This window comes from Pseudomonas sp. MF6751, assembly GCF_016613265.1.
GTDB classification, from domain to species: Bacteria; Pseudomonadota; Gammaproteobacteria; order Pseudomonadales; family Pseudomonadaceae; genus Aquipseudomonas; species Aquipseudomonas fluorescens_BV.
Window position 1 is genome coordinate 1 of sequence record NZ_JAENSV010000044.1, and the last position, 22,597, is coordinate 22,597.

The following is a 22,597-nucleotide window of genomic DNA, read 5'->3' on the forward strand; positions in this document are numbered from 1 at the left end:
GACCATAGAGCATTGGAACCACCTGATCCCATCCCGAACTCAGCAGTGAAACGATGCATCGCCGATGGTAGTGTGGGGTTTCCCCATGTGAGAGTAGGTCATCGTCAAGATTAAATTCCAAAACCCCTGTCTGCTAACGCAGACAGGGGTTTTGTTTATGTAGAAGCTCATGAATTCACCGGCACGTTGCCAACACAACGGTCTGGTACACAGAATTTCTTGACGACCATAGAGCATTGGAACCACCTGATCCCATCCCGAACTCAGCAGTGAAACGATGCATCGCCGATGGTAGTGTGGGGTTTCCCCATGTGAGAGTAGGTCATCGTCAAGATTGAATTCCGAAACCCCTGTCTGCTAACGCAGACAGGGGTTTTGTCGTTTAGGGCGGCCCACCGCAGCAAATCTGCCTTACGGCTACCGCCTGTCGGTTTCCTACGTTAAAAGAAGATGCTTCTCACAAATTCCTAAGATTTGTCGAAGTTTGGCCGAAAGCCTGACGAGCCATGCGTGCACCGAAATAGAGCGACCGCAGAGTCCGCCTATCCCGTTACATGGAATGTTCCACTCGGCACGCTCACCCCCCTTTGGCAAAAGAAGTCGATGAAATGAATCTCAAGTTCAGTCATAAAATTCTGTTGGCCGCGTCAGGCGTCGTGGTTTTAGCCTTCGCGTTATTTACCCTCTACAACGACTACCTGCAGCGCAGCACCATCAGGCAAAACCTGACATCGTCCATCCAGCAATCTGGCGAGCTTACCGCCAGCAGTGTGCAGAACTGGCTCAGTGGTCGCATCCTGGTCCTCGAGAACCTGGCGCAGAACGTTGCCCACCAGGGCAGCGCCGCCGACCTCCCAGGTTTGGTCGATCAGCCAGCATTCACCACCAATTTCCAGTTCACCTATGTAGGTCAAACCAATGGGGTATTCACCCAGCGCCCTGACGCGAAGATGCCTGACGACTACGACCCCCGTCAGCGCCCTTGGTACAAGCAAGCAGTAGTGGCGGACAAAACCATGCTTACTCCGCCTTATATGGCGGCTGTGGGCGGTCAGATTGTGACAATTGCCATGCCGGTGAAAAAGAATGGCGAGTTGTTGGGTGTTGTCGGTGGTGACCTGAGCCTGCAGACACTTGTGAAGATCATCAACTCGGTAGACTTCGGTGGTATCGGCCATGCGTTCCTGGTCAGCGGTGATGGCCAGGTCATCGTCAGTCCGGACCAGGACCAGGTGATGAAGAATCTCAAGGACATCTATCCCGGCACCGACGTGCGCATTGAGAAGCTCAATCAGGACGTTGTCCTCAACGGTCAGGATCGTATCCTTTCCTTCACGCCTATCAGCGGCTTGCCTGGCGCTGACTGGTACATCGGCCTTTCGATCGACAAAGAAAAAGCCTATGCCCCGCTTGGCAAATTCCGTACTTCGGCCTTGATTGCGATGTTGATTGCCGTTGTGGCTATTGCGGTACTCCTGAGCCTGTTGATTCAAGTACTGTTGCGCCCGTTGACCACCATGGGCGTGGCCATGCAGGACATTGCCCAAGGCGAAGGTGATTTGACCCGACGTCTCGACGTGACCAGCAAAGACGAGTTCGGCGAGGTCGGCAGCGCATTCAACCAGTTCGTCGAGCGAATTCACGCGTCGATTTCCGAAGTGTCTTCGGCAACGCGCCAGGTGCACGATTTGTCCCAGCGTGTGATGGCTTCATCCAATGCGTCGATCATCGGTTCTGACGAACAGAGCGCACGTACCAACAGCGTGGCTGCAGCCATCAACGAACTAGGGGCCGCCACCCAGGAAATCGCGCGCAACGCTGCTGATGCGTCCCAGCATGCCAGTGGTGCCAGCGAACAAGCTGACGATGGTCGTAAAGTGGTGGAGCAAACCATTCAGGCGATGTCGGAGCTTTCGCAAAAGATCAGCCTGTCCTGCACTCAGATCGAAACCCTTAATGCCAGTACCGATAACATCGGACACATCCTGGATGTGATCAAAGGCATTTCCCAGCAAACCAACTTGCTCGCCCTAAACGCGGCGATCGAAGCGGCCCGTGCTGGCGAAGCAGGGCGTGGTTTTGCCGTCGTGGCGGATGAAGTGCGCAATTTGGCGCACCGTACCCAGGAGTCGGCAGAAGAAATCCACAAGATGATCACTTCGCTGCAAGTGGGTTCGCGCGAAGCCGTGACCACCATGAACGCCAGCCAGGCTTCCAGCGAAGAAAGCGTCGAAGTCGCTAACCAGGCAGGTGAGCGTCTGGTCAGCGTGACGCAACGTATCGTTGAGATCGATGGCATGAACCAATCCGTCGCGGCCGCCACTGAAGAGCAGACCGCCGTGGTTGAAACCCTCAACGTCGATATCAACCAGATCAACTTGCTGAACCAGCAGGGTGTGGCCAACCTCAACGAGACGCTCAAGGACTGCGATGCGCTGTCCCAGCAGGCCAGCCGACTGAAGCAATTGGTCGATAGCTTCAAGATCTGATCCTGACCGCATCGGAGCGAGGCCTCTCGCTCCGATCGCTTGGTCTCACGTCCAGGGTGCTATTCAGAGGAAGCTGATAGCGCTCAGATAGTCGCAGCCTTTGCGTAACAGCGCCTGGCTCTTGGGTGGATAGCACATGCCCATTTTTTTCACGCCCCACCGGGCATTGTCGTAACGGATCATCGACGTGTCACCGATGTCTTCGCCCAGTTCGTCCAGGTAAAAGCCCAGCACTCCGAACAACGCGTTCTTGCGGTTCACTTTGCGCAATGCCCGTTGCCAGTGCTCAATGCTGACTCGGTCAAAAACGTGCCCAGCCTCGCTGAATACATCGAGGTACTGATCCCAACTCAAGGGCAACGGGTTGTGCAGGTTGAACACGTTTCGCCCAGGGTCAAAGCGCGCGCTGTGGTAGGCGATGAAACGCGCCAGGAAGTCCACCGGCATCAGATCGAAATTGGCGTCCAGTCGCGGGACCATCCCTAATTGCAGAGACCCCTTGAGCATCAACATCAAGCGGTTTTTCTGTGGCTGGCAAACACCGTTCTGGCTGTTGAAGCTGATATTTCCCGGCCGATGAATATTGACCCAGGCCCCTTGCTCGACTGCCCGTCCTAACAGCCGCTCGGCTACCCACTTGGAGAGGTTGTAGCCATTTTTCACGTAGAGCGGCAGTGCGCGTCGGGCAGGCGCTTCAAGCACGGACCCGTCGACGTCCACGCTGCTGCAGGCTGACAGCGTCGAGATGAAATTGAGGACCTTCTTGCAATGGGTCTCGCAAAGACGCAGGCATTCCAGCACCGGCTCGACGTTGTCCTTGGCGAGTGAGGCGTAATCCATCACATGATTGACCTGCGCGGCGTTATGCACCACCACGCCGTAATGACGGGCGAGGTGCTCGTACACGTCGTCGGCCAAGCCCAGGCGAGGTTTACGAATATCGGCGGCATATACCTGCACTCGGCTCAGGTCCAGATGTTCCAAGCGGTATTCGCGCAATGCCTGGGCGAACCTTGTCGCTGCCGAATGGCCGGGCAACTCGCGCACCAGGCACGCCACGTCCTGCGCCCCGCCAGCCAGCAGTGCCTGGACAATATGAACCCCGACAAAGCTGTTCGCGCCGGTGACGATGGCTTTGCGCGAGTCTCCCGCAAGGGTCTCGGGCAGCACCTCGACCTCCAGTGCTCGCGTCGCATCTTGTTCCATCTGGTCGGATGGTGTATCCGGCAGTGCACTGCCATCCATGAGTGCGGCCAATGTGCGGATGGTCGGCGTCTCAAAAAAGGGGCTCAGGCAGAAGCTGCGTCCAAACTGCTCGCGCAGGCGTAGCAACAGGGTCGACAACAGGATGGAGTGGCCACCGAGGTTGAAAAAACTCTCATCAATCGAGAGTTCGCCTGCGGGTAATCCCAGCAGCTCACCCCACACGTCAGCCAGTTGTGCCTGCAAAGGGTCTTGTATGCGACAGCGATCCATCCCGATGGGTATGGGTATTGGCATGGCCAGCAAGGCCTTGCGATCGATCTTGCCGTTATTCGAACGGGGCATGCATGCCAGTTCGCTCCAAGCGCTGGGCTGCATATGCACGGGCAACCACTGTCGAGCATGTTCCTTCAGGCTTGCCAGCGTAGCGCCAGATTCCGGCTGGGCGGCAAAGCCGATGACTCTGTGTGCCGTATCGATCACCACTGCCACTTGGCGAAACAAGCGACTATCGCGCAAGCACTGTTCAATATCCTGAGGCTGAACTCGAAACCCGCGGATCTTGACTTGCTCATCCCTGCGGCCGCCCAGTTCGATGCCCTCTTGCGTCCATTTTGCCAAGTCGCCGCTGCGATAAGCCTGTAGCACTTGGCCATTTGGCAGTGTCAGCGTCACGAACGGATTGTCGGCCCGCGAGAGTGTATTCGAATAACCCAGGCTTACTCCGGGACCGACAATGTACAAGTCGCCCATTACCTGTTCATCCACGGGCTGCAGGTTCTCGTCGAGAATCAGCACCTGGCTGTTAGCGATGGGGAGGCCGATATTGCGATGGCTGTCACCTCGTTGGAATACCCGATGGGTCGCCAACACAGTGGCCTCGGTCGGCCCATAGAGGTTATGCAGCTGGCATTGACCGGCCAGTTGTTCGATCACGCAGGGCTCGCAGAAATCACCTCCGGTCAGTAAATGAGTCATGCCCAATGGCTGATCCAGCGGCAGGATGCTGAGCAGTGCCGGTGGCACAAACCCGTGAGTGACGCGTTGCTTGCGAATCAGCTCTACCAGTTGCTGAGGGTCGTGACGTTGGTCTGGGCTGAGCACAATCAACTCGGCGCCGGCGATCAATGCAGGGAAAATATCGATCAGTGAAGAATCGAAGCCCAGTGGCGAAAATTGCAGGACGCGACTGTGTTGATCCAACGCCACGCAACTGACGAGCCAGGCCGTGAAGTGCGCCAGGTTGTATTGGCTCAGCAGTACCCCCTTGGGCTGGCCCGTCGTACCCGAGGTGAACAGTGCCACGCACGGCTCGTCGGCACGGGGGGGACGGTGCATCAGCGGTTGCGTCATGTCGGCGCTGTGCGCGGCCACCTGGCTCACATCAAGTGAAACGAAACGCTCTCGCAATGGGTGCTGGCCATTCTCCAGCAGCACACAGGCCTTGAGGCTGGTCAGCATGCAGTGCTGGCGTTGCTCCGGGTGGTCAGGCACCAGCGGCAAATACACGGCGCCACAGCCAAGCACCGCGAGAATACTGGCGTACAACTCGGCAGATTTCTCCAGGCATACGCCGACCACTTGTGGAGCCTCGGCATCCTCCAGCAAGGGAAGCAGGCGTTGTTGAATAGCCATGGCTTGTTGCTGGAGCTGCCGATAAGTCAGCGCGTGACCGGCGATGTTCAGCACTGTTCGATGCGCGAAGGTATTGAGGCTGGCCTGCAGCCGTTCGATCATGGGCGTTCGGGCCGCGTGCAGTAAGGCAGGGTCCGCCGTGTGGTTGAACCGGTGCATGAAAGCCAAGGCATCCAACTCTTGCAGGCCCTGTTCAGGCCAGGCGTTAGCAGCGGCCGTTGCCGAGAAATAAGCGGGGTCTCTTGAAAAACCGCAGACCAACAAAGCAGCCCACTCCACCACTGCATTCGTTGCCTGCTGACGCAACCGCTGCCCATTGCCGCTGGGTTCCTGGGCAACGTCGTGCACCGTCAGCAGGCGCCACTCCCGGTCGTAGCAGCGCAACTGCAATGAGGGCAGCCCGTGTTCGCAGAGCGGGCCGATACCCACGCGCAAGCTTAACCATGGCGCACTGGCGGGCGAGGGCGGCAGCGGCTGACTCCCGTCTTCAATAACCAGATCCACAGACCCCGTTCCTGCCACATGCCCATATTGCTCCAGCTCCTGCCTGAGCGCCGCCAGAGCGTTACCGGTACCACGCCACTCGATCTGCAAGCGCCTCATGCCAACCTCCTCGATACGGGCAGGTAGTCGCTCAGGGCTCGTGCCACGCTGGGGGTTTGCAGTACGCCGCTGTGGTGCAGTAGGCCCATGATATTGGCCAGCAGCGGATGTTGGTGGGTGATGGGAAAGTCCAGCGCCTGGATTTCGTCGCGCAGTGCCCGGCGCGTATCGGCACTGATAGCCAAGTGTTCGATCAGTTGCAGATCGAAGTCTTTCTGTAGGTCGTTGGTCAGGTAGTGCGTCAGGAACACGGGCAGGGCTTGAGCAATGTGGTCGCGATCTTCAGAGCTTGCCGATTGCCAGTAGAGGCGCACCAACTGTGTCCAGAACCGCGCATGCCGCCCTTCATCAAACAGATGATCGGCCATCAGGCCGCGGACAGAGGATTTGACGCTGCCATCTTTGGAAAACGCTGCGACGTCATGGGTGACGGTGTTCTCAGCGATGGCGACGCCGATCAACTCTACGGCATCGTGCAAGTATGCCGGTACCTGTGCCTGGGCTGCCGGCAGCGCGCGGCCCAATTCAATTTGCCCGGGTAGATCGAGCGGTTGGATTCCGGTCATCTGCACGGCTTGCTGCAGGAAATCCAGCGCGACCAGCGCGTGATAATCCTCGTCGACAACGACCGTCATCGCATCGTAGCGGCAGGCGAGCGGGAAGGGCAGGGAGAAGCGATTTTTAGCGATGCTGCGCGCGGTTTTGTCGACGATCTCTGTTTCGAAAATCACCACGTCATTGATGAATTTATAGAAGCTTTGCACCAGCACGAAGTCGCGCCATTGCGGGCAGTGCTTGAGAAAGGTTGCACTCAGCACCAGAGGCTGACGGCACAGGGGGAAGATGAGTTTGTCGTCGTCTTCCAACATCCGCCGGGGGCGTGTGCGGATGGTTGCGCGACGCTCCCAGTCATCGGAAAAGGATTGGTAATGAGCGGCGTTCACGGACGTACCTCATGCATCGAGGCCAGTACGTCGTTCCAGAGGGTAATACGACTCTGCACGGCGCACAGGGCGGCGTTATCGGCCTGTCGCTGACGGCTGGGGTCTGCGTCGACCAGGCGCTGTAGCAACTGTTGCGCCGCAGGCTCGTGATCATCGCTGTCTATTTCGATATGGCGGCTGAGGTAGTGACATAGCGTAGGGGCCTGCCGACCTATGAATGCATGGCTATGCAAAAGCCTTTCAAACATTGACGGAATCACACACTCTCGGCCATGCAGGAACGCCGCCGCCACACAGTGGGTCGGAGCGCTCAGGGCAATTTGTAAGGTGCTGTCGACGAAGCGGGCGACGCCCTGGGGCGCATCGATCATCTGCAAGGCTGCGCTTACCTCCACTCCCTGGCTTTGCAGGTCGATAAAGCGAGTGATTGCGACCGTGCTGGCGCCCACTTCCGTCATTGCGTCCAGGTACAGCTCGAAGTGGCTGCAATAGCCCCGCGTCGGGTGCTCGTCCGACTCTTCCGCCAGCACGATTTCATTAATCAAGCGGGCAGCGTGCGGGTCAGTGGAGGGGAGCCAGGGCAACTGCATGCAAGTGAGGTCCTGTTGCAGGCGTTTGGTCAGGCTCATGAAATCCCAGACAGCAAAAACATGGTGTTTCATGAAGTGTTGTAACTTGCTGAGGCTGGTTATTTCTATAAATAACGGATGATCAAGAAGTTGTCGTTTTTTTTGCGCGAGTGAATGTGGGTACATGGTTGACGCCTATGAGTTGTTGCGAGTGCTCTAAAAGCAGTGTTGAACTATTATAGTTGTGAGGGCAAGAGTAACTTGAGCGCGGCCACGCGCACGGCGAGGCCTTCTAATTAGGCAGGCGCAGCGGAGTGGAAGGTGTGGCTTGCTGGGAAAAGATAATAAGCTGATTGAATGTTTGAGCCGGTATACAAATGTATTAGATGTTTTTCCCGATGTTTATGTGTGTGGTGATTTGCCCATCTATACGTGGGAATTTTCTGTGCGCTGAGTCGCTTTAATTATGATTTGGTTCTTTGTTTTTTCTGATGGAGCAACAATCCCAGATAAGAAAGTTGCTACATCACCTAAGGATCAAGGGCAAAAGCGAAAAAACCTACTGAGTGGGGTTTTTTTCGGCGCTCTCAAGGCCGCTGAGGTAGGTCGCGATCACCTCCATGCCTCGCATCAAGTGGTTACGCAGCGTCAGGATGCTCTCCTCGACCTTCTTCTGCGCTACCAGGCTCAGCAGTTCGCGGTGATCCTCCTGGGAAGTCTCCCCCAGCCCCATCGCCTCAAGGTTGAAGCGCAGGAAGCGCTCCTCCTCATTCAATCCGTGCTCGACCAAAGTGAGCAGCCGCTGGTTGGGCGCCTTGCCGTACAACACCATGTGAAACAGGCGATTGAGCCGACCAATCTTGGTGTAGTCTTTCTCGCATTCCAGCGCATTGATACACGCTTCGGCTTGAGTAAGGTCCGCATCTGTGAGCAATGGAATCGACAGGCGCAGGGCCTCGGACTCCAGCAACATGCGCAGGGCATAGGTCTCGGCCGAATTGTCCTCGATCAAGGGAGCAACGACGGCACCCTTGTGAGTCACCACATGCAACAAGGATTGCGCCTCCAGCTGGCGCAACGCTTCGCGTACCGGCATGCGGCTGACGCCGAACAGGCTGGCCAGTTCTTGCTGGCGCATGGCGGTGCCGCAGGGCAGTCGCCCATCGAGGATGGCATTACGCAACGTTTCTTCGATAACGGAGCGCGCAAGATGGGCGGGAATAGGCCCGCTGATTTTGATGCTGCTTAATGGGTTCGGCTTCTGCGTCACGGTTGCGCTATCCTCCTTTCTTGAATAATAGTCTGGCTAATTGGATCCAAAGAACACTAAAGATGGGCCAGGTGCTTGTCAAATAGCCAAAGTTTCCGTTTGTAAGGGCTTACACAGCATACTTTGTGTCTCTCACAAGGGCGGTTATAAAAACGCGGCCTCCTGCGATGATTGCACTGTGCCATTGTTTTTTGTAGGGCCAGGCTTCACCATCCCTGGAAATTCCGTCTCTTTCACGGACTGAACATTTTGGCGGTAAGTTTTAATCCCTATCGACTGCTTTGCTGGCTTTTATCAGCAACTTTACTGGCCGGCCTGATGCTCGGCGGGCTACGTGCCGATTGGGATTTCTCGCAAATCAGCCGCAAGGCTACCGCCGTCTACGGGCCTTTGGGTCAAGGTCAGCAGCGTATCGACGCCTGGCAGCGGCTGTTGGTGAGCGAAAAACAGGTCAGCGAGCAGGAGCAGCTCAAGGTCGTCAATTTGTTCTTCAACAAGCAAATGACCTACGTGGAAGACATCGATCTCTGGCACGTTGTGGATTACTGGGAGACGCCCGTCGAGGCACTCTGGAAAGGTGCTGGTGACTGTGAAGACTACGCCATCGCAAAATATTTCAGTTTGCGTCACCTGGGCGTGTCCAGCGACAAATTGCGCATTACCTACGTCAAGGCCCTGCGGCAGAATCGGGCGCACATGGTCCTGACTTATTATTCGAGCCCCGACGCCGTCCCACTGGTGCTCGACAGCCTGATGGATGAGATCCTGCCGGCTACCCGTCGCACTGACCTGGTCCCGGTGTACTCATTCAACGCCGAGGGGCTGTACTTGCCTGGTGCCAAAGGCAACAAAAAAGTCGGTGATACCAAACGCTTGTCGCGCTGGCAGGATGTGTTGAGAAAAATGCGTGCGGAAGGCTTCCCAGCCGAGCCTGCCAACTAGGAGTAACTGATCGGATGTCTCTGTTCAAACAGCTATTGATCGCAATCTGTCTGTTCCTGGTGGTCGCCTTCAGCGGCAGCTTCATGGTCAGCCTGGAAAGCTCGCGCACCCAATACGTCAACCAATTGCGCTCCCACGCCCAGGATGCCGCGACGGCATTGGCGCTGTCGCTGACCCCGAATATCGATGACCCAGCCATGGTGGAGCTGCTGGTCAGCTCGATCTTCGACAGCGGTTACTATGCCAGCATCCGCGTCGTGGACCTGGCCACCGACAAAACCATCGTCGAGCGCAGCGGTATTCCCGACAACAACGGCGTGCCCAACTGGTTCGTCAAGCTGATCGGCCTGGAGCCGGCGGGCGGTGATGCCCTGGTCAGCCGTGGCTGGGAACAGGCCGCACGGGTAGAAGTAGTCAGCCATCCGATGTTCGCCCTGGCCAAGCTCTGGCAAAGCGCCCTGGGTAGCCTGGGCTGGTTGCTCTTGTGCGGTGCGGTCAGCGTGGTGCTCGGTGGGCTGCTGCTGCGCCGGCAATTGAAGCCGTTGGACTATATGGTCAAACAGTCCCACGCCATTGCCCGCCGTGAGTTCCTCAGCCTGCCTGACTTGCCCCGCACGCCTGAACTACGGCGGGTGGTGCAGGCCATGAACCAGATGGTGGAAAAGCTCAAGGCGCTGTTCCAGGAGCAGGCCGAGCGTAGCGAAAAACTGCGCACCGAATCCTATCAGGACAACCTCACCGGCCTCGCAAACCGCCGTTATTTCGAGATGCAGCTCAACGCCCGCGTCAGTAACCCGGAAGAGACCAACTCCGGCTACCTGCTGCTGCTGCGGGTCAAGGACCTGGCCGGCCTCAACCAGCGCCTGGGTGGCCAGCGCACCGACCAGTTACTGCAAGCGGTTGGCGAACAACTGCTGCGCCAGTGCGCGCCGTACCCGGAAACCCATAACCTCGTCACCCGTATTCGTGGCGGTGAGTTCGGCGTGCTGGCGCCGGGGTTGATGCGTGAAGAAGCGGTGCAGCTGGCGCAAAACCTGGAAAGTACCTTGCTCAGTCTGCAAGCGACCGGCGCCAGTGACGTTACGCCGGTCGCCTATATCGGCCTGGCGCCGTTCAGCCATGGCGACGCGCCCCAAGCCCTGCTGACCCTGGCCGATCAGGCCCTGGCCCAGGCCCAAGCTCAGGGCGACACCAGTTGGGTGTGCCTGGACCGCAGCGCCGCCGCCAGCGTGGGAGACGATCACCATGCCTGGCACACCTTGTTGGACCAGGCCCTGACCCAGCAGCGCTTCCAGCTGTACTTCCAGCCGGTTGTCGCCAGCCAGGACCCACAATTGGTCTTGCATTACAAAGTACTGTCGCGCTTGCAGGACGAAGACGGCCACACCATACCGGCCGGGCGCTTCCTGCCGTGGCTTGAGCGCTTTGGTTGGTCAGCCCGCCTGGACCGCCTGATGCTGGAGCAGGTGCTCAAGCAGATGGCCAGCCACACCGAGAACCTGGCGCTGAATCTTTCGGCCGCGACCTTGCATGATACCCAGGCCCTGAACCGCATTTATGACCTGCTACGCCAGCACAGCAACCTGGGCCCGCGCCTCACCCTGGAGATTGGTGAGGAGCAACTGCCTGAGCAGCCCCTGCTGGAACAGATGACCCAGCGCCTGCGCGAGCTGGGCTTCTCCCTCAGCCTGCAACGTTTCGGTGGGCGGTTCAGCATGATCGGCAACCTGGCGCGCCTGGGCCTGGCGTACCTGAAGATCGACGGCAGCTACATTCGCGCCATCGACCAGGAAAGTGACAAGCGCCTGTTTATCGAGGCCATCCAGCGAGCGGCCCATAGCATCGACCTGCCGCTGATTGCCGAGCGTGTAGAGACTGAAGGCGAACTGAAGGTGATTCGTGAAATGGGGATTTTCGGCGTGCAGGGCCAACTGTTTGGCGAGCCCGCGCCCTGGAAATCTCACTGATATGAATGGATTAAAATAGGGCCAGTTGTGGCGAGCAAGCTTGCTTGCGCTGGGGTGCGAAGCGCCCCCAAAAGCCGGTGACTGCTGCGCAGTCAAGCGGGAGCAAGCTCCTCGCCACAGCAAGCCTCCTCCCACATTTAAATTCAGGTTCGGCGCCAGGGCTCAGATAAGCCCTTTCTCGTCATCATCGATCAACTGGCTCAACCCACCCAACGCTTCACGCGCCTGGTTACGGTCCATCAACTTGGCCTGGGCTGCCGGCGGCAGGTCGGTCACGCTGATCACCCCCTTGCGGGTCAGCACCTGGATCAAGTCATCCAGCACCCGGATCATCTCCAAGTCGCTCTGCTTGAGCTGGGCCAGGCTGGTTTCCACCACTTCGTTGGCGTACCAGGCCTGTATCTCATGGTGATCGGCCGGCAGGGTTTCAGTGGATTCGGTAAAGGCAGCAGCCTCTACGCGAACCAGCGCGCCCTGTGCATCACGTTGTACGTAAAACATAACAACCCCTCGAAAATGCGCCACAGGCGTTCAACAGCATAGGTCAACGCTGCGTGTATGGGCGTGAGTATGCGATGCGCCGTCCGCCAGGGCCAGCGACCCGTAGGCCAAAAAATCGGCCGCCTGGAAGGGCGGCCGATCAATCGCGTCTTAGGTGTGGTCGATCTTGATGGTCGGGTCGGCACCACTGATCAGCGAGTTGATGCTGGTGTGGGACCAATCGTTGCCTTCCAGTTTGATCGTCACATCGGCATTGGCCAAGCCACCGGCGGCGTTGAGCTTGCCTTCGCTGCTGACTTGCAGGGTCGACACGCCATCTACCGTGGTGATCTTCAGGTAGTTGTCGATGGTGCTGTCAGTCTCACCTTTCAACAAATCACGCAGATCAATGCGGTCGCCTTCCGAGGCCTTGAAGTCCTTGATCACATCGTTGCCGATGTCACCCGCCTTCCACACAAAGGTGTCGGCACCTGAACCACCAATCAAGATGTCGTTGCCCTGGCCGCCGATCAGCGTGTCGTTGCCGGTGCCGCCCAGCAGGATGTCATTGCCTTTGCCGCCGTCCAGAAGGTCGTTGCCGCCCTGGCCGAACAGAATGTCATCGCCAGCCCCGCCCAGCAGCGTGTCATTGGCATCCTTGGCGCCGGAGACGTCGAAGTCCACATAGTGCTCGGTAACGTACTGGTGGACGTTAGAGGCGGTCACCGAAGAGACGGTCACGCCGGTCTTCTGCGCCACAAATGCCTGTAGTGCGTTGTAGCCCTCACCGTTGATCCCGCTGAAGCTCACCAGGTCGCCGAAGAGGATGTCGTTGCCGTCGCCACCGTTGACGGTGTCTGCGCCAGGCAACGTCGCCTCGGTGTGGCCGAGGATCGCATTGGCCAGGTCCTTCGGATCAATGTTGGCTTGCGGCTTGCCATCGCTGTCGTACGGAGCCAGCTGGTTCAAGCTGACCCCGCTGTTGAGGCCGATGGCTTCTACGCCACCTGTGGACAGGCCTTTGAGCAGGGCGAACGCGCTGTTGGAGTTGAGGGTGGTGGAGTAGTCCGTATCGTACCCGAGGCCACCTTGTACCGATATTTCATAGGTGCCATCGCCTTGGGCATGGATTGTTCCCGGGTTGGACTGCCCCCAGCCCCACCAGTTGTTGGTCCACAGGGTCACCTTGCCGGCAGAGCTGATGTCAATGAAGTGACTCGAATCGATGTTGATCCTGGTAGCGGTACCCAACGTGTAGTTGTTCACGTTGACGACATCATCGAGCCTGACGTTGCCGTACAAGTACGGGTTGGTCTGCTCGGACGCTTGGTAAAACGTCGGCTGACCATCGGTGATGAAGTACGTTGTATTGATAGCGCCAGTGTTGCCAGTCGCCTGGGCACTCTTGAAGAAGTTGGCCGCGGCCTTGAACACGTCTTCGTAGTTGGTCCCGCCGGTAGACACCATGGAATCCAGGACTTTCTGCAGCGAGTCCAATGCACCTGGGTCTTTCAGGTTGACTGTCACCGTGCGATTGACCTGGTCGCTGAAATCCGCCAGGAAGATATTCACAGTGCCAGAAGTGCTGGCGCCGATACTGTTTTTCAGCGAGTTGAACGTGGTGGTCAGCGAGGTTTTTGCCGCTGCTATCGAGTCCGCACCCATACTGCCCGATGTATCGATCATGAACGCGATGTTGTAGTTCTTGCCCTGCACCACGTTCAAGCCGGCGACGTCGGCCACGACAATGTCGTTGCCATCGCTGCCATTGATGGTGTCGCTGCCCGAGGTGCCGGTGACCGAATTGTAGGTCGCCGGATGCACCGTGACGGGCAATTGCGCGGTGGTGGTCGCTGATCCGCCGATGCTCTCGGTGGAAGTCGAAGTGACCGTCAGGTTGAACTGGCCGCTGTAGTAGGTCGGCGGCTTGATGGTCAGGGTGTTCAGGTCCCAGCCGGTGACATTCACTTCGCCCACGGTTTTACCCGCAGTAAAGGTGTGCCCCGACGCGTCAGTGAGCACCGAGCCTGCCGGAATGCCGCTGATCTTCACGCTCAGGGTTTCGGAGCCGTCGGTGTCGGTCAGCGCGGTGGTGACCTTGGACAATTTGACCGTGCCGTTTTCCTGGCCTTCGTTGAGCTTGTAGCCCACGTAGTAACCGTCACCGTTGCTGCCATGCAGGTCGGATACGGTGACGCCGGCGTTGGTCAGGTCGGTAAGGCCGGTGTACAACGGCACGGTGCTGGTGCTCAGGTTCTGCACCGCCCCGCCGTTGACCGACAGGTTGACGTCAAAGCTGCCAGGCCCCGCTTGGTTGGCCTGGTAGATCTCAAGGCTGTAGTAACCAGTGGTCGTTGGCGTGAACGAGCCGCTGAACTTGCCGCTGTTGGTACCCCACAAACCGCTGGCAACGTCTTTACCGCCAACGTTGACCACCACGCTGTCATCGGCGATACCGCTGAAGGTGTAGCTCTTGCCGGCTTCCATGTAGATCAGGCCGGAGATTTTGGAGCCAGAGCCGGCGGTGACGTTGTCGACGGACTCGACGTTGGTCACCACAGAGGTGCTGTTGGGTGTGCCTGCGTTATCGATGGCTTTTTTCAGCACGTCCGGTGCAGCACCGTTGCCGTTGTTGCCGAGGCCGGCGATGCTGTTCCAGCCCTGTTTGACCAGGCCGGTCGAGGCAACGTTGTTGTCTGCCACACTGAGGGTCGGCGCGTCGGCCACTGGAGTGATATCGACTTTTACCGTAGCGCTGGTGCCCAGGTCCTTGCCATCGGTTGGCTGGAACTTGAACTGCGCGTAATCCGCCTGCTTGTTGCCCACGCCAGTGCCGCCGTAACCGTCGGCGCCGGACTCGTTGGCGTTCGGCATAAAGCGCAGTTGGCCGCCATCGATCTGGGCCTTGGTAAAGGTCTGGCCGCTGGTCACGTTGGTCCAGGTGCTGCCGTCCGCCGCCAGGTACTGCAGCTTGCCGGCTACCGGCAACTCGGTGATTTTCACCCCGAGGCTGGCTTGCGGCGAGTCCACATCGCTCACGCCGAAGTTGGCCCAGGTCAGGGCCAGCGCCGTGTCTTCTGTACCGGTCACAGCACCGCCAGTGGCCACTGGTGCATCGTTGACCGCTACCACGTTGACGGTGGTGGTGGCCACGTTGGAGTAGTTGCCGCCATCGGTCACCGTCACGGTGATGGTGCGCGGTGTGGTGCTCGGGTCGTGGCTGTTGTTGGTGAACGTGATGTTCTGGATACGTTGCATGTAGTCAGCCAGCGTTGCGCTGCCGGACAACGTCAGGGTAATAGTGCCCGTCTGGTTGTTGGTGCTGACGCTGATGCCATTCACGCTATTGCCCAGGTTCAGGGCATCACCGGCCTGTGCGTTGGTCAGCGTGACCGTCGCGCCCGTCAGCAGTGTGCTGTCTGGGTCAGTGATCTTGATATCCGTATCGGCGATCGACACGCCCGGCCCGGCGGTACCCTCGGTAAATGTCGTCTTGTAATCGGCACCCGTGGCGCCGCTGGAGTTGTTGGCATCCAGGTCGATCACCGGCGGCGCATCGTTGTCGAGGATGTTGGTGGTGACGGTGCCTTTGTCGATCACCAGGTTCTCGAAGTTGCCTCCGGTGACCTTGTCGATGGTGATAACGATCTGTTCCGTAGGCTCGGTGATCTTGTCGTCGAGCGTGCGGATATCAAACGGCACGCTGCTGGAGCCTGCCGGGATCTTCACGGTGTACACGCCGGTGAAGTCCGAACCGTCAGTGGCGGTGCCGCTGTATTTGAGCGTCACGGTTACGTCGGTTTGCGGCGGGTTGGTCAAGGTCAGGGTGTAGTGGGCTGTGCCACCTTCAGTGACCGAGCCGTCGCCCGTTATGCTGATTTTGGTATCCGTCACTACATCCGTGACCTTGGTGACCGCGGGGCTGGCGTCAACAATCAGATGCTCGTACTTGTCGCCACCGCTGACCACGCCGGTGATCTTGGCGCTGACATCATTGGCGCCGACATAGGCATCGTTCGGTGCGGTAGCTGTCGTGAAGCTGGTGGACTTGCCACTGCCGATGGTGATGGTCGAGCCGTTATCCAGCCTTACCACCAAGTCGGAGCCCACGTTGTTCACGGCCGCGCCGTTCTTGTCGACCAGGGACGCGGTGTAGACGATCTGCCCGCCTTCGCTGACCGAACCGGTGGCCTTGAGTACCACGGTCACGTCGTCGATGGTGTCGTTGATGGTGGTCGTGGCGCCCGCAGGTGTGATGGTCACCCCCTCGAAATTGCCGCCGGTGGTGCCGGTGATCTTGACGGTCTGGGTGCTCTTGTCGATGAACACGTCATCGGTAGGCGCCGGGACGGTCACCGTGCCCACGGTCTCACCTTGCTTGATGGTGATGCTCGAACCGTTGTCGAGCTGGACCAGCATGTCGCTGCCGGCCTTGTTGCTCAAGGTGGCGGTGTAGGTGATCTGGCCGCCTTCGTTGACCGCGGTCGGGGCGGTCAAGGTGACGGTGGTCAGGTCGGTGGAGCCTGGTGTGTCGGTGACGGTGGTGTTCACCGCCGTCGTGCCCGGCACGAGGTTCTCGAAATGCTCGCCACCGGTCACGCCTTTGATGGCGGTGGTGACGGTTTGGTCGCCTTTGTAGACGTCGTTTGGCGCAATGGTCGTGATGGAGCCACTTGACTGATTTACACCGATGGTGATGGTTTTGCCATTGTCCAAGGTGACGGTCAGCGGATTGGTGATGTTGGTCACCGCTGCGCCGTTTTTATCCACAAGGCTGGCGGTGTAGACGATATTGCCGCCTTCGCCGACGGTAGTGGTAGCAGTTAGAACTACATCCACCTTGTCGATGGTGTCGTTGATCGTGGTGGTTGCGCCGTTGCCTGCGACTTCTAACTTCTCGAAGTTGCCGCCAGTGGTCTCGGTGATCTTGACGGTCTGGGTGCTCTTATCGATGAACACGTCATCGGTAGGCGCGGGCACGGTCACAGTACCGACGGTCTCGCCAGTTTTGATGGTGATCGACGAGCCGTTATCGAGCTTCAGGGTGACGTCAGTACCGGCCTTGTTGCTCAAGGTCGCGGTGTAGGTGATCTGACCACCTTCGTTAACGGCACTTGGCGCTGTCAGCGTAACGGTGGTGGTGTTATCGGTACCCGGTGTGTCCGTAACGGTGGTGTTCACCGCGGTAGTGCCAGGGACCAGATTTTCGAAATGCTCGCCGCCGGTCACACCCTTGATAGCGGTGGTGACAGTTTGGTCGCCCTTGTACACATCATCAGGAGCAAGAACCGAAACGCTACCGCTCGATTGGTTTACACCGATGGTGATGGTTTTGCCATTGTCCAAGGTGACGGTCAGCGGATTGGTGATGTTGGTCACCGCTGCGCCGTTTTTATCCACAAGGCTGGCGGTGTAGACGATATTGCCGCCTTCGCCGACGGTAGTGGTAGCAGTTAGAACTACATCCACCTTGTCGATGGTGTCGTTGATCGTGGTGGTTGCGCCGTTGCCTGCGACTTCTAACTTCTCGAAGTTGCCGCCAGTGGTCTCGGTGATCTTGACGGTCTGAGTGCTCTTATCGATGAACACGTCATCGCTAGGAGCGGGCACGGTCACAGTGCCAACCGTGTCGCCAGCCTTGATGGTGATCGAAGAGCCGTTATCCAACTTCAACGTGACGTCGGTACCGGCCTTATTGCTCAAGGTCGCGGTATAGGTGATCTGGCCACCCTCATTCGCTTCGGTCGGAGCTGTCAGCGTTACGGTAGTGGTGTTATCGGTGCCCGGTGTATCAGTAACGGTGGTGTTAACCGGGGTAGTACCTGGAACCAGATTTTCGAAGTGCTCGCCGCCGGTAACACCCTTGATAGCGGTGGTGACGGTTTGATCGCCTTTATAGACATCATCAGGAGCAAGAACCGAAACGCTACCGCTAGTCTGGTTTACGCCGATGGTGATGGTCTTGCCGTTGTCCAAGGTAACGGTCAACGGGTTGGTGATGTTGGTCACCGGTGCGCCGTTTTTATCCACAAGGCTGGCGGTGTAGACGATATTGCCGCCTTCGCCGACGGTGGTAGTAGCGGTCAGGACCACATCTACCTTGTCGATGGTGTCATTGATGGTGGTGGTTGCGCCGTCGCCTGCCACTTCGAGTTTTTCGAAATTGCCGCCGGTGGTCTCGGCGATCTTAACGGTCTGGGTGCTCTTATCGATAAACACGTCATCGGTCGGCGCAGGGACAGTGACGGTGCCAACAGTGTCGCCAGCCTTAATGGTGATGCTTGAACCATTGTCGAGTTTCAGCGTGACGTCGGTGCCGGCCTTATTGCTCAAGGTCGCGGTGTAGGTGATCTGACCACCTTCGTTAACGGCACTTGGCGCTGTCAGCGTCACAGTAGTGGTGTTGTCGGTACCCGGTGTGTCCGTAACGGTGGTGTTCACCGCGGTAGTGCCCGGCACCAGGTTCTCGAAATGCTCGCCGCCGGTTACGCCTTTGATAGCGGTGGTGACGGTTTGATCGCCTTTATAGACATCATCAGGAGCAAGAACCGAAACGCTACCGCTAGTCTGGTTTACGCCGATGGTGATGGTCTGGCCATTATCCAAGGTGACGGTCAACGGATTGGTGATGTTGGTCACCGGTGCGCCGTTTTTATCCACAAGGCTGGCGGTGTAGACGATATTGCCGCCTTCACCAACGGTGGTGGTGGCGGTCAGGACTACGTCGACTTTGTCGATGGTGTCGTTGATCGTGGTGGTTGCGCCGTTGCCTGCGACTTCGAGTTTTTCGAAGTTGCCTCCGGAAGCATCAGTAATCTTTACGGTCTGAGTGCTCTTGTCGATGAACACGTCATCAGTAGGGGCGGGCACGGTCACAGTACCGACGGTCTCGCCAGCTTTGATAGTGATCGACGAGCCGTTATCCAGCTTCAAGGTGACATCAGTACCGGCCTTGTTGCTCAAGGTCGCGGTGTAGGTGATCTGGCCGCCTTCGTTAACGGCACTTGGCGCAGTCAGCGTAACCGTGGTGGTGTTGTCGGTACCCGGTGTGTCCGTAACGGTGGTGTTCACCGCTGTAGTACCCGGCACCAGGTTTTCAAAGTGCTCGCCACCAGTCACGCTTTTGATAGCAGTGGTGACGGTTTGGTCGCCTTTGTACACGTCATCAGGAGCAACAACCGAAACGCTGCCGCTCGACTGATTCACACCAATGGTGATGGTTTGGCCGTTATCCAAGGTGACGGTGAGCGGATTGGTGATGTTGGTCACCGGCGCGCCGTTCTTATCCACAAGGCTGGCGGTGTAGACGATATTGCCGCCTTCGCCGACGGTGGTAGTGGCGGTCAGGACTACATCAACTTTGTCGATGGTGTCGTTGATCGTGGTGGTCGCGCCATTGCCGGCAACTTCGAGTTTTTCGAAGTTGCCGCCGGCAGCGTCAGTGATCTGGACGGTCTGGGTGCTCTTATCGATGAACACGTCATCGGTAGGCGCAGGGACAGTGACGGTGCCTACGGTTTCGCCAGCCTTGATGGTGATGCTTGAGCCGTTGTCGAGTTTCAGCGTGACGTCGGTGCCGGCCTTGTTGCTCAAGGTCGCTGTGTAGGTAATCTGCCCACCTTCGTTAACCGCACTTGGCGCAGTCAGCGTGACAGTCGTTGTGTTGTCGGTACCGGGGGTATCGGTGACAGTGGTGCTCACTGCCGTCGTGCCAGGGACCAAGTTTTCAAAGTGCTCGCCACCAGTCACGCCTTTGATAGCAGTGGTGACGGTTTGGTCGCCTTTGTACACGTCATCAGGAGCAACAACCGAAACGCTACCGCTCGATTGGTTTACGCCTATGGTGATGGTTTTGCCGTTGTCGAGGGTGACGGTCAACGGGTTGGTGATGTTAGTCACCGGCGCGCCGTTCTTATCCACAAGGCTGGCGGTGTAAACGATGTTGCCGCCTTCGCCAACGGTGGTAGTGGCCGTCAGGACCACATCAACTTTGTCGATGGTGTCGTTGATCGTAGTGGTCGCACCATCGCCCGCAACTTCCAATTTCTCGAAATTGCCGCCAGAGGTCTCAGTGATCTTGACCGTCTGCGTGCTCTTGTCGATGAACACATCATCGTTAGGCGCAGGGACGGTCACAGTACCAACGGTTTCGCCAGCCTTGATGGTGATCGACGAGCCGTTATCCAACTTGAGCGTGACATCAGTGCCCGCTTTGTTGGAAAGCGTGGCGGTGTACGTAATCTGCCCACCCTCGTTTGCCTCGGACGGAGCCGTCAGCGTCACGGTGGTGGTGTTATCGGTGCCTGGGGTATCGGTGACAGTAGTGTTCACTGCCGTCGTGCCAGGCACCAGGTTTTCGAAGTGCTCGCCGCCGGTAACACCCTTGATAGCGGTGGTGACGGTTTGATCGCCTTTATAGACATCATCAGGAGCAAGAATCGAAACGCTACCGCTAGTCTGGTTTACGCCGATGGTGATGGTCTGGCCATTATCCAAGGTGACGGTCAACGGATTGGTGATGTTAGTCACCGGCGCACCGTTTTTATCCACAAGGCTAGCGGTGTAGACGATGTTGCCGCCTTCGCCAACGGTGGTGGTAGCGGTCAGAACCACATCAACTTTGTCGATCGTGTCGTTGATCGTGGTCGTTGCGCCGCTGCCTGCAACTTCCAGTTTTTCGAAGTTGCCGCCGGTGGTTTCGGTGATCTTGACCGTTTGGGTGCTCTTGTCGATGAACACGTCATCGGTAGGCGCAGGGACAGTCACGGTGCCAACGGTTTCGCCAGCCTTGATGGTGATCGACGAGCTGTTATCCAGCTTCAGGGTGACGTCAGTGCCAGCCTTGTTGCTCAAGGTCGCGGTGTAGGTAATCTGGCCACCTTCGTTAACCGCACTTGGCGCAGTCAGGGTGACAGTCGTTGTGTTGTCGGTACCGGGGGTATCGGTGACAGTGGTGTTCACTGCCGTAGTGCCGGGCACCAGGTTCTCGAAATGCTCGCCGCCAGTCACGCCTTTCCTACATGTGTGAAGCAGTTCCGCTTTTTGAACTTTCCGACGTACGGTCATTACGGTAGCCATTATCCGACGCAGCGGTGCTAATCGCTGTGATTTAAGACAAGAAGTCTTGGGGAAATTTTAAATGCGTCTGCACCTGTTCAAGGCAATACCGTTCGCTCTCGCCGCCAGTTTCGTACAAGCCCAGACACTGCCCCAAGCCATGCAACAGGCGTTGGATGTACACCCGGAAATCCAGGCGGGTGTTAACAGCCGCATCGCCGCCGATTACCAATTGCGCGCGGCACAAGGTGGCTACCTGCCGCGTGTCGACCTGAACGCCGGTTACGGCCGTCAAGGAACCGACAACGCTACTACCCGCGCCAATAACCCCAGCGGCAATCACTGGGACACGCTCAACCGCGGTGAATCCAGCCTGCGCCTGCAGCAAATGATTTTTGACGGTTTCGCCACCTCCAGCGAAGTCGGGCGTCAACAAGCCAACGTTAATTCCCGTGCCTACTCCTTGCTCGGTACTTCCGAACGCACGGCGCTGACCGTTGCCCAGGTTTACCTGGAAGTGCTGACCCGTCGAGAGTTCGTACGCCTGGCCGAAGATAACCTGCGCAACCACGAACGCATCTACGACCAGATCAAGTTGCGCACCGAGCGCGGCGTCGGCAACGGTGCCGACCAGGACCAGGCCGAAGCGCGCCTGGCCCAGGCCCGTAACAACTTGATCACCGAGCAAACCAACCTGGCGGATGCGCAGGTCAATTACCTCAGCGCTGTCGGCCAGATGCCCGACCAGCTCGAGCGCCCGGCCCCGTTCATGGCCATGCTGCCGGCAGACCTGAATGAAGCCCGTCGCCAGATGCTCGACAACAGCCCGATCCTGCGTTCGGCCGAGTCGGATATCTCCGCCGCCGAGAAGCAGTACGAAGCCGCCAAGTCCACCTTCTACCCGCGATTTGACGCTGAGCTGGGCACCAACGCCGACAACAACGTCTCCGGTGATCCCAACCACAGCAACGGTTGGGAAGCCATGGTGCGCATGCGCTTCAACCTGTTCGCCGGTGGCAGCAACAAGGCCGACCTGCAATCGAAGTCCTACCAGGCCAACCAGGCGCTGGACATTCGCAACAACGCCTTGCGCCAGCTCAATGAAGAGCTAGGCTTGGCTTGGAACGCCCTGAACAACGCTAACGCGCAATTGCCGGTCGCCCAGCAGTACGTGGATCACAGCACCCGCGTACGCACGTCTTACCAGCAACAGTTCAGCCTTGGTCAACGTACCCTGTTGGATTTACTCGACAGCGAAAATGAATTGTTCACCGCTTCCCGTCGCCTGGAAGAAATCAAGAACATTCAGTTATTTACTCAGTACCGAATCAAGGCGACCATGGGCGAATTGCTCAAGAGCCAGGGAGTGGTTGCACCAATGGCCTCCGTCGTGCAGAACGACGTGAAACCTAAAGTCCAACTGCCTGGGATGAATTGA

10 protein-coding genes and 2 rRNA genes are annotated in these 22,597 nt (G+C 58.0%); 6 read left to right on the top strand and 6 right to left on the bottom strand.

From position 1 onward, the window contains the following. The 3 genes from rrf (JJD66_RS23435) to JJD66_RS23445 form a co-directional block, all read left to right on the top strand. Window positions 1–110 (top strand): 5S ribosomal RNA (rrf, locus tag JJD66_RS23435); the annotation flags it as partial. A 108-nt stretch (window positions 111–218) separates the two neighbouring features. Continuing rightward, a 5S ribosomal RNA gene (gene rrf / locus JJD66_RS23440) occupies window positions 219–334 on the top strand. Window positions 335–608: 274 nt separating this feature from the next. Continuing rightward, window positions 609–2,489, top strand: coding sequence for a methyl-accepting chemotaxis protein (locus JJD66_RS23445; RefSeq protein WP_105225318.1), 1,881 nt, complete (start codon window positions 609–611; stop codon window positions 2,487–2,489). Window positions 2,490–2,552: 63 nt separating this feature from the next. On the opposite strand, the gene JJD66_RS23450 is transcribed toward JJD66_RS23445, so the two are convergent. The 4 genes from JJD66_RS23450 to JJD66_RS23465 all read right to left on the bottom strand — a co-directional run bounded on the left by JJD66_RS23450 (window position 2,553) and on the right by JJD66_RS23465 (window position 8,713). Continuing rightward, on the bottom strand, window positions 2,553–5,930 hold the full coding sequence (locus JJD66_RS23450) for an amino acid adenylation domain-containing protein (RefSeq protein WP_200649156.1): 3,378 nt from the start codon (window positions 5,928–5,930) through the stop codon (window positions 2,553–2,555). Continuing rightward, complete coding sequence (locus JJD66_RS23455) at window positions 5,927–6,874, bottom strand: diiron oxygenase (protein WP_200649157.1); 948 nt, start codon at window positions 6,872–6,874, stop codon at window positions 5,927–5,929. The genes JJD66_RS23450 and JJD66_RS23455 overlap by 4 nt, the downstream gene beginning before the upstream one ends. Next, the gene (locus JJD66_RS23460) at window positions 6,871–7,629 is read right to left on the bottom strand and encodes a DUF3050 domain-containing protein (RefSeq protein ID WP_198716597.1); all 759 of its coding nucleotides are present in this window, start codon (window positions 7,627–7,629) and stop codon (window positions 6,871–6,873) included. Before JJD66_RS23460 ends, JJD66_RS23455 begins: the two co-directional genes overlap by 4 nt. A 373-nt stretch (window positions 7,630–8,002) precedes the next feature. After that, a complete protein-coding gene (locus tag JJD66_RS23465; protein ID WP_200649158.1) occupies window positions 8,003–8,713 on the bottom strand; it encodes a GntR family transcriptional regulator in 711 nt (236 codons plus the stop codon). Between the two features lie 318 nt (window positions 8,714–9,031). On the opposite strand from JJD66_RS23465, the gene lapG reads away from it, so the two are divergent. After that, on the top strand, window positions 9,032–9,655 hold the full coding sequence (lapG, locus tag JJD66_RS23470; protein WP_371264164.1) for a cysteine protease LapG: 624 nt from the start codon (window positions 9,032–9,034) through the stop codon (window positions 9,653–9,655). A gap of 14 nt (window positions 9,656–9,669) precedes the next feature. Beyond that, on the top strand, window positions 9,670–11,622 hold the full coding sequence (lapD, locus tag JJD66_RS23475) for a cyclic di-GMP receptor LapD (protein ID WP_200649159.1): 1,953 nt from the start codon (window positions 9,670–9,672) through the stop codon (window positions 11,620–11,622). 162 nt (window positions 11,623–11,784) lie between these two features. Here lapD and JJD66_RS23480 read toward each other — a convergent pair whose 3' ends face one another. Further along, window positions 11,785–12,123, bottom strand: a complete 339-nt coding sequence (locus JJD66_RS23480; RefSeq protein ID WP_003187438.1) for a hypothetical protein — start codon at window positions 12,121–12,123, stop codon at window positions 11,785–11,787. A 150-nt stretch (window positions 12,124–12,273) separates the two neighbouring features. Next, the gene (locus JJD66_RS23485) at window positions 12,274–21,111 is read right to left on the bottom strand and encodes an immunoglobulin-like domain-containing protein (RefSeq protein ID WP_325167113.1); all 8,838 of its coding nucleotides are present in this window, start codon (window positions 21,109–21,111) and stop codon (window positions 12,274–12,276) included. 130 nt (window positions 21,112–21,241) lie between these two features. Here JJD66_RS23485 and JJD66_RS23490 point away from each other — a divergent pair, with 130 nt between their 5' ends. After that, window positions 21,242–22,597 carry a TolC family outer membrane protein gene (locus JJD66_RS23490; protein ID WP_198716339.1) on the top strand — a complete coding sequence of 452 codons (1,356 nt, stop codon included), beginning with the start codon at window positions 21,242–21,244 and terminating at the stop codon, window positions 22,595–22,597.

What these genes read in the sequence shown, in the direction of transcription:
- JJD66_RS23445 (WP_105225318.1), top strand. Translation starts at nt 609, where the DNA reads ATGAATCTCAAGTTCAGTCATAAAATTCTGTTGGCCGCGTCAGGCGTC.
- JJD66_RS23450 (WP_200649156.1), bottom strand. Translation starts at nt 5,930, where the DNA reads ATGAGGCGCTTGCAGATCGAGTGGCGTGGTACCGGTAACGCTCTGGCG.
- JJD66_RS23460 (WP_198716597.1), bottom strand. Translation starts at nt 7,629, where the DNA reads ATGTACCCACATTCACTCGCGCAAAAAAAACGACAACTTCTTGATCAT.
- lapG (WP_371264164.1), top strand. Translation starts at nt 9,032, where the DNA reads ATGCTCGGCGGGCTACGTGCCGATTGGGATTTCTCGCAAATCAGCCGC.
- lapD (WP_200649159.1), top strand. Translation starts at nt 9,670, where the DNA reads ATGTCTCTGTTCAAACAGCTATTGATCGCAATCTGTCTGTTCCTGGTG.
- JJD66_RS23480 (WP_003187438.1), bottom strand. Translation starts at nt 12,123, where the DNA reads ATGTTTTACGTACAACGTGATGCACAGGGCGCGCTGGTTCGCGTAGAG.
- JJD66_RS23490 (WP_198716339.1), top strand. Translation starts at nt 21,242, where the DNA reads ATGCGTCTGCACCTGTTCAAGGCAATACCGTTCGCTCTCGCCGCCAGT.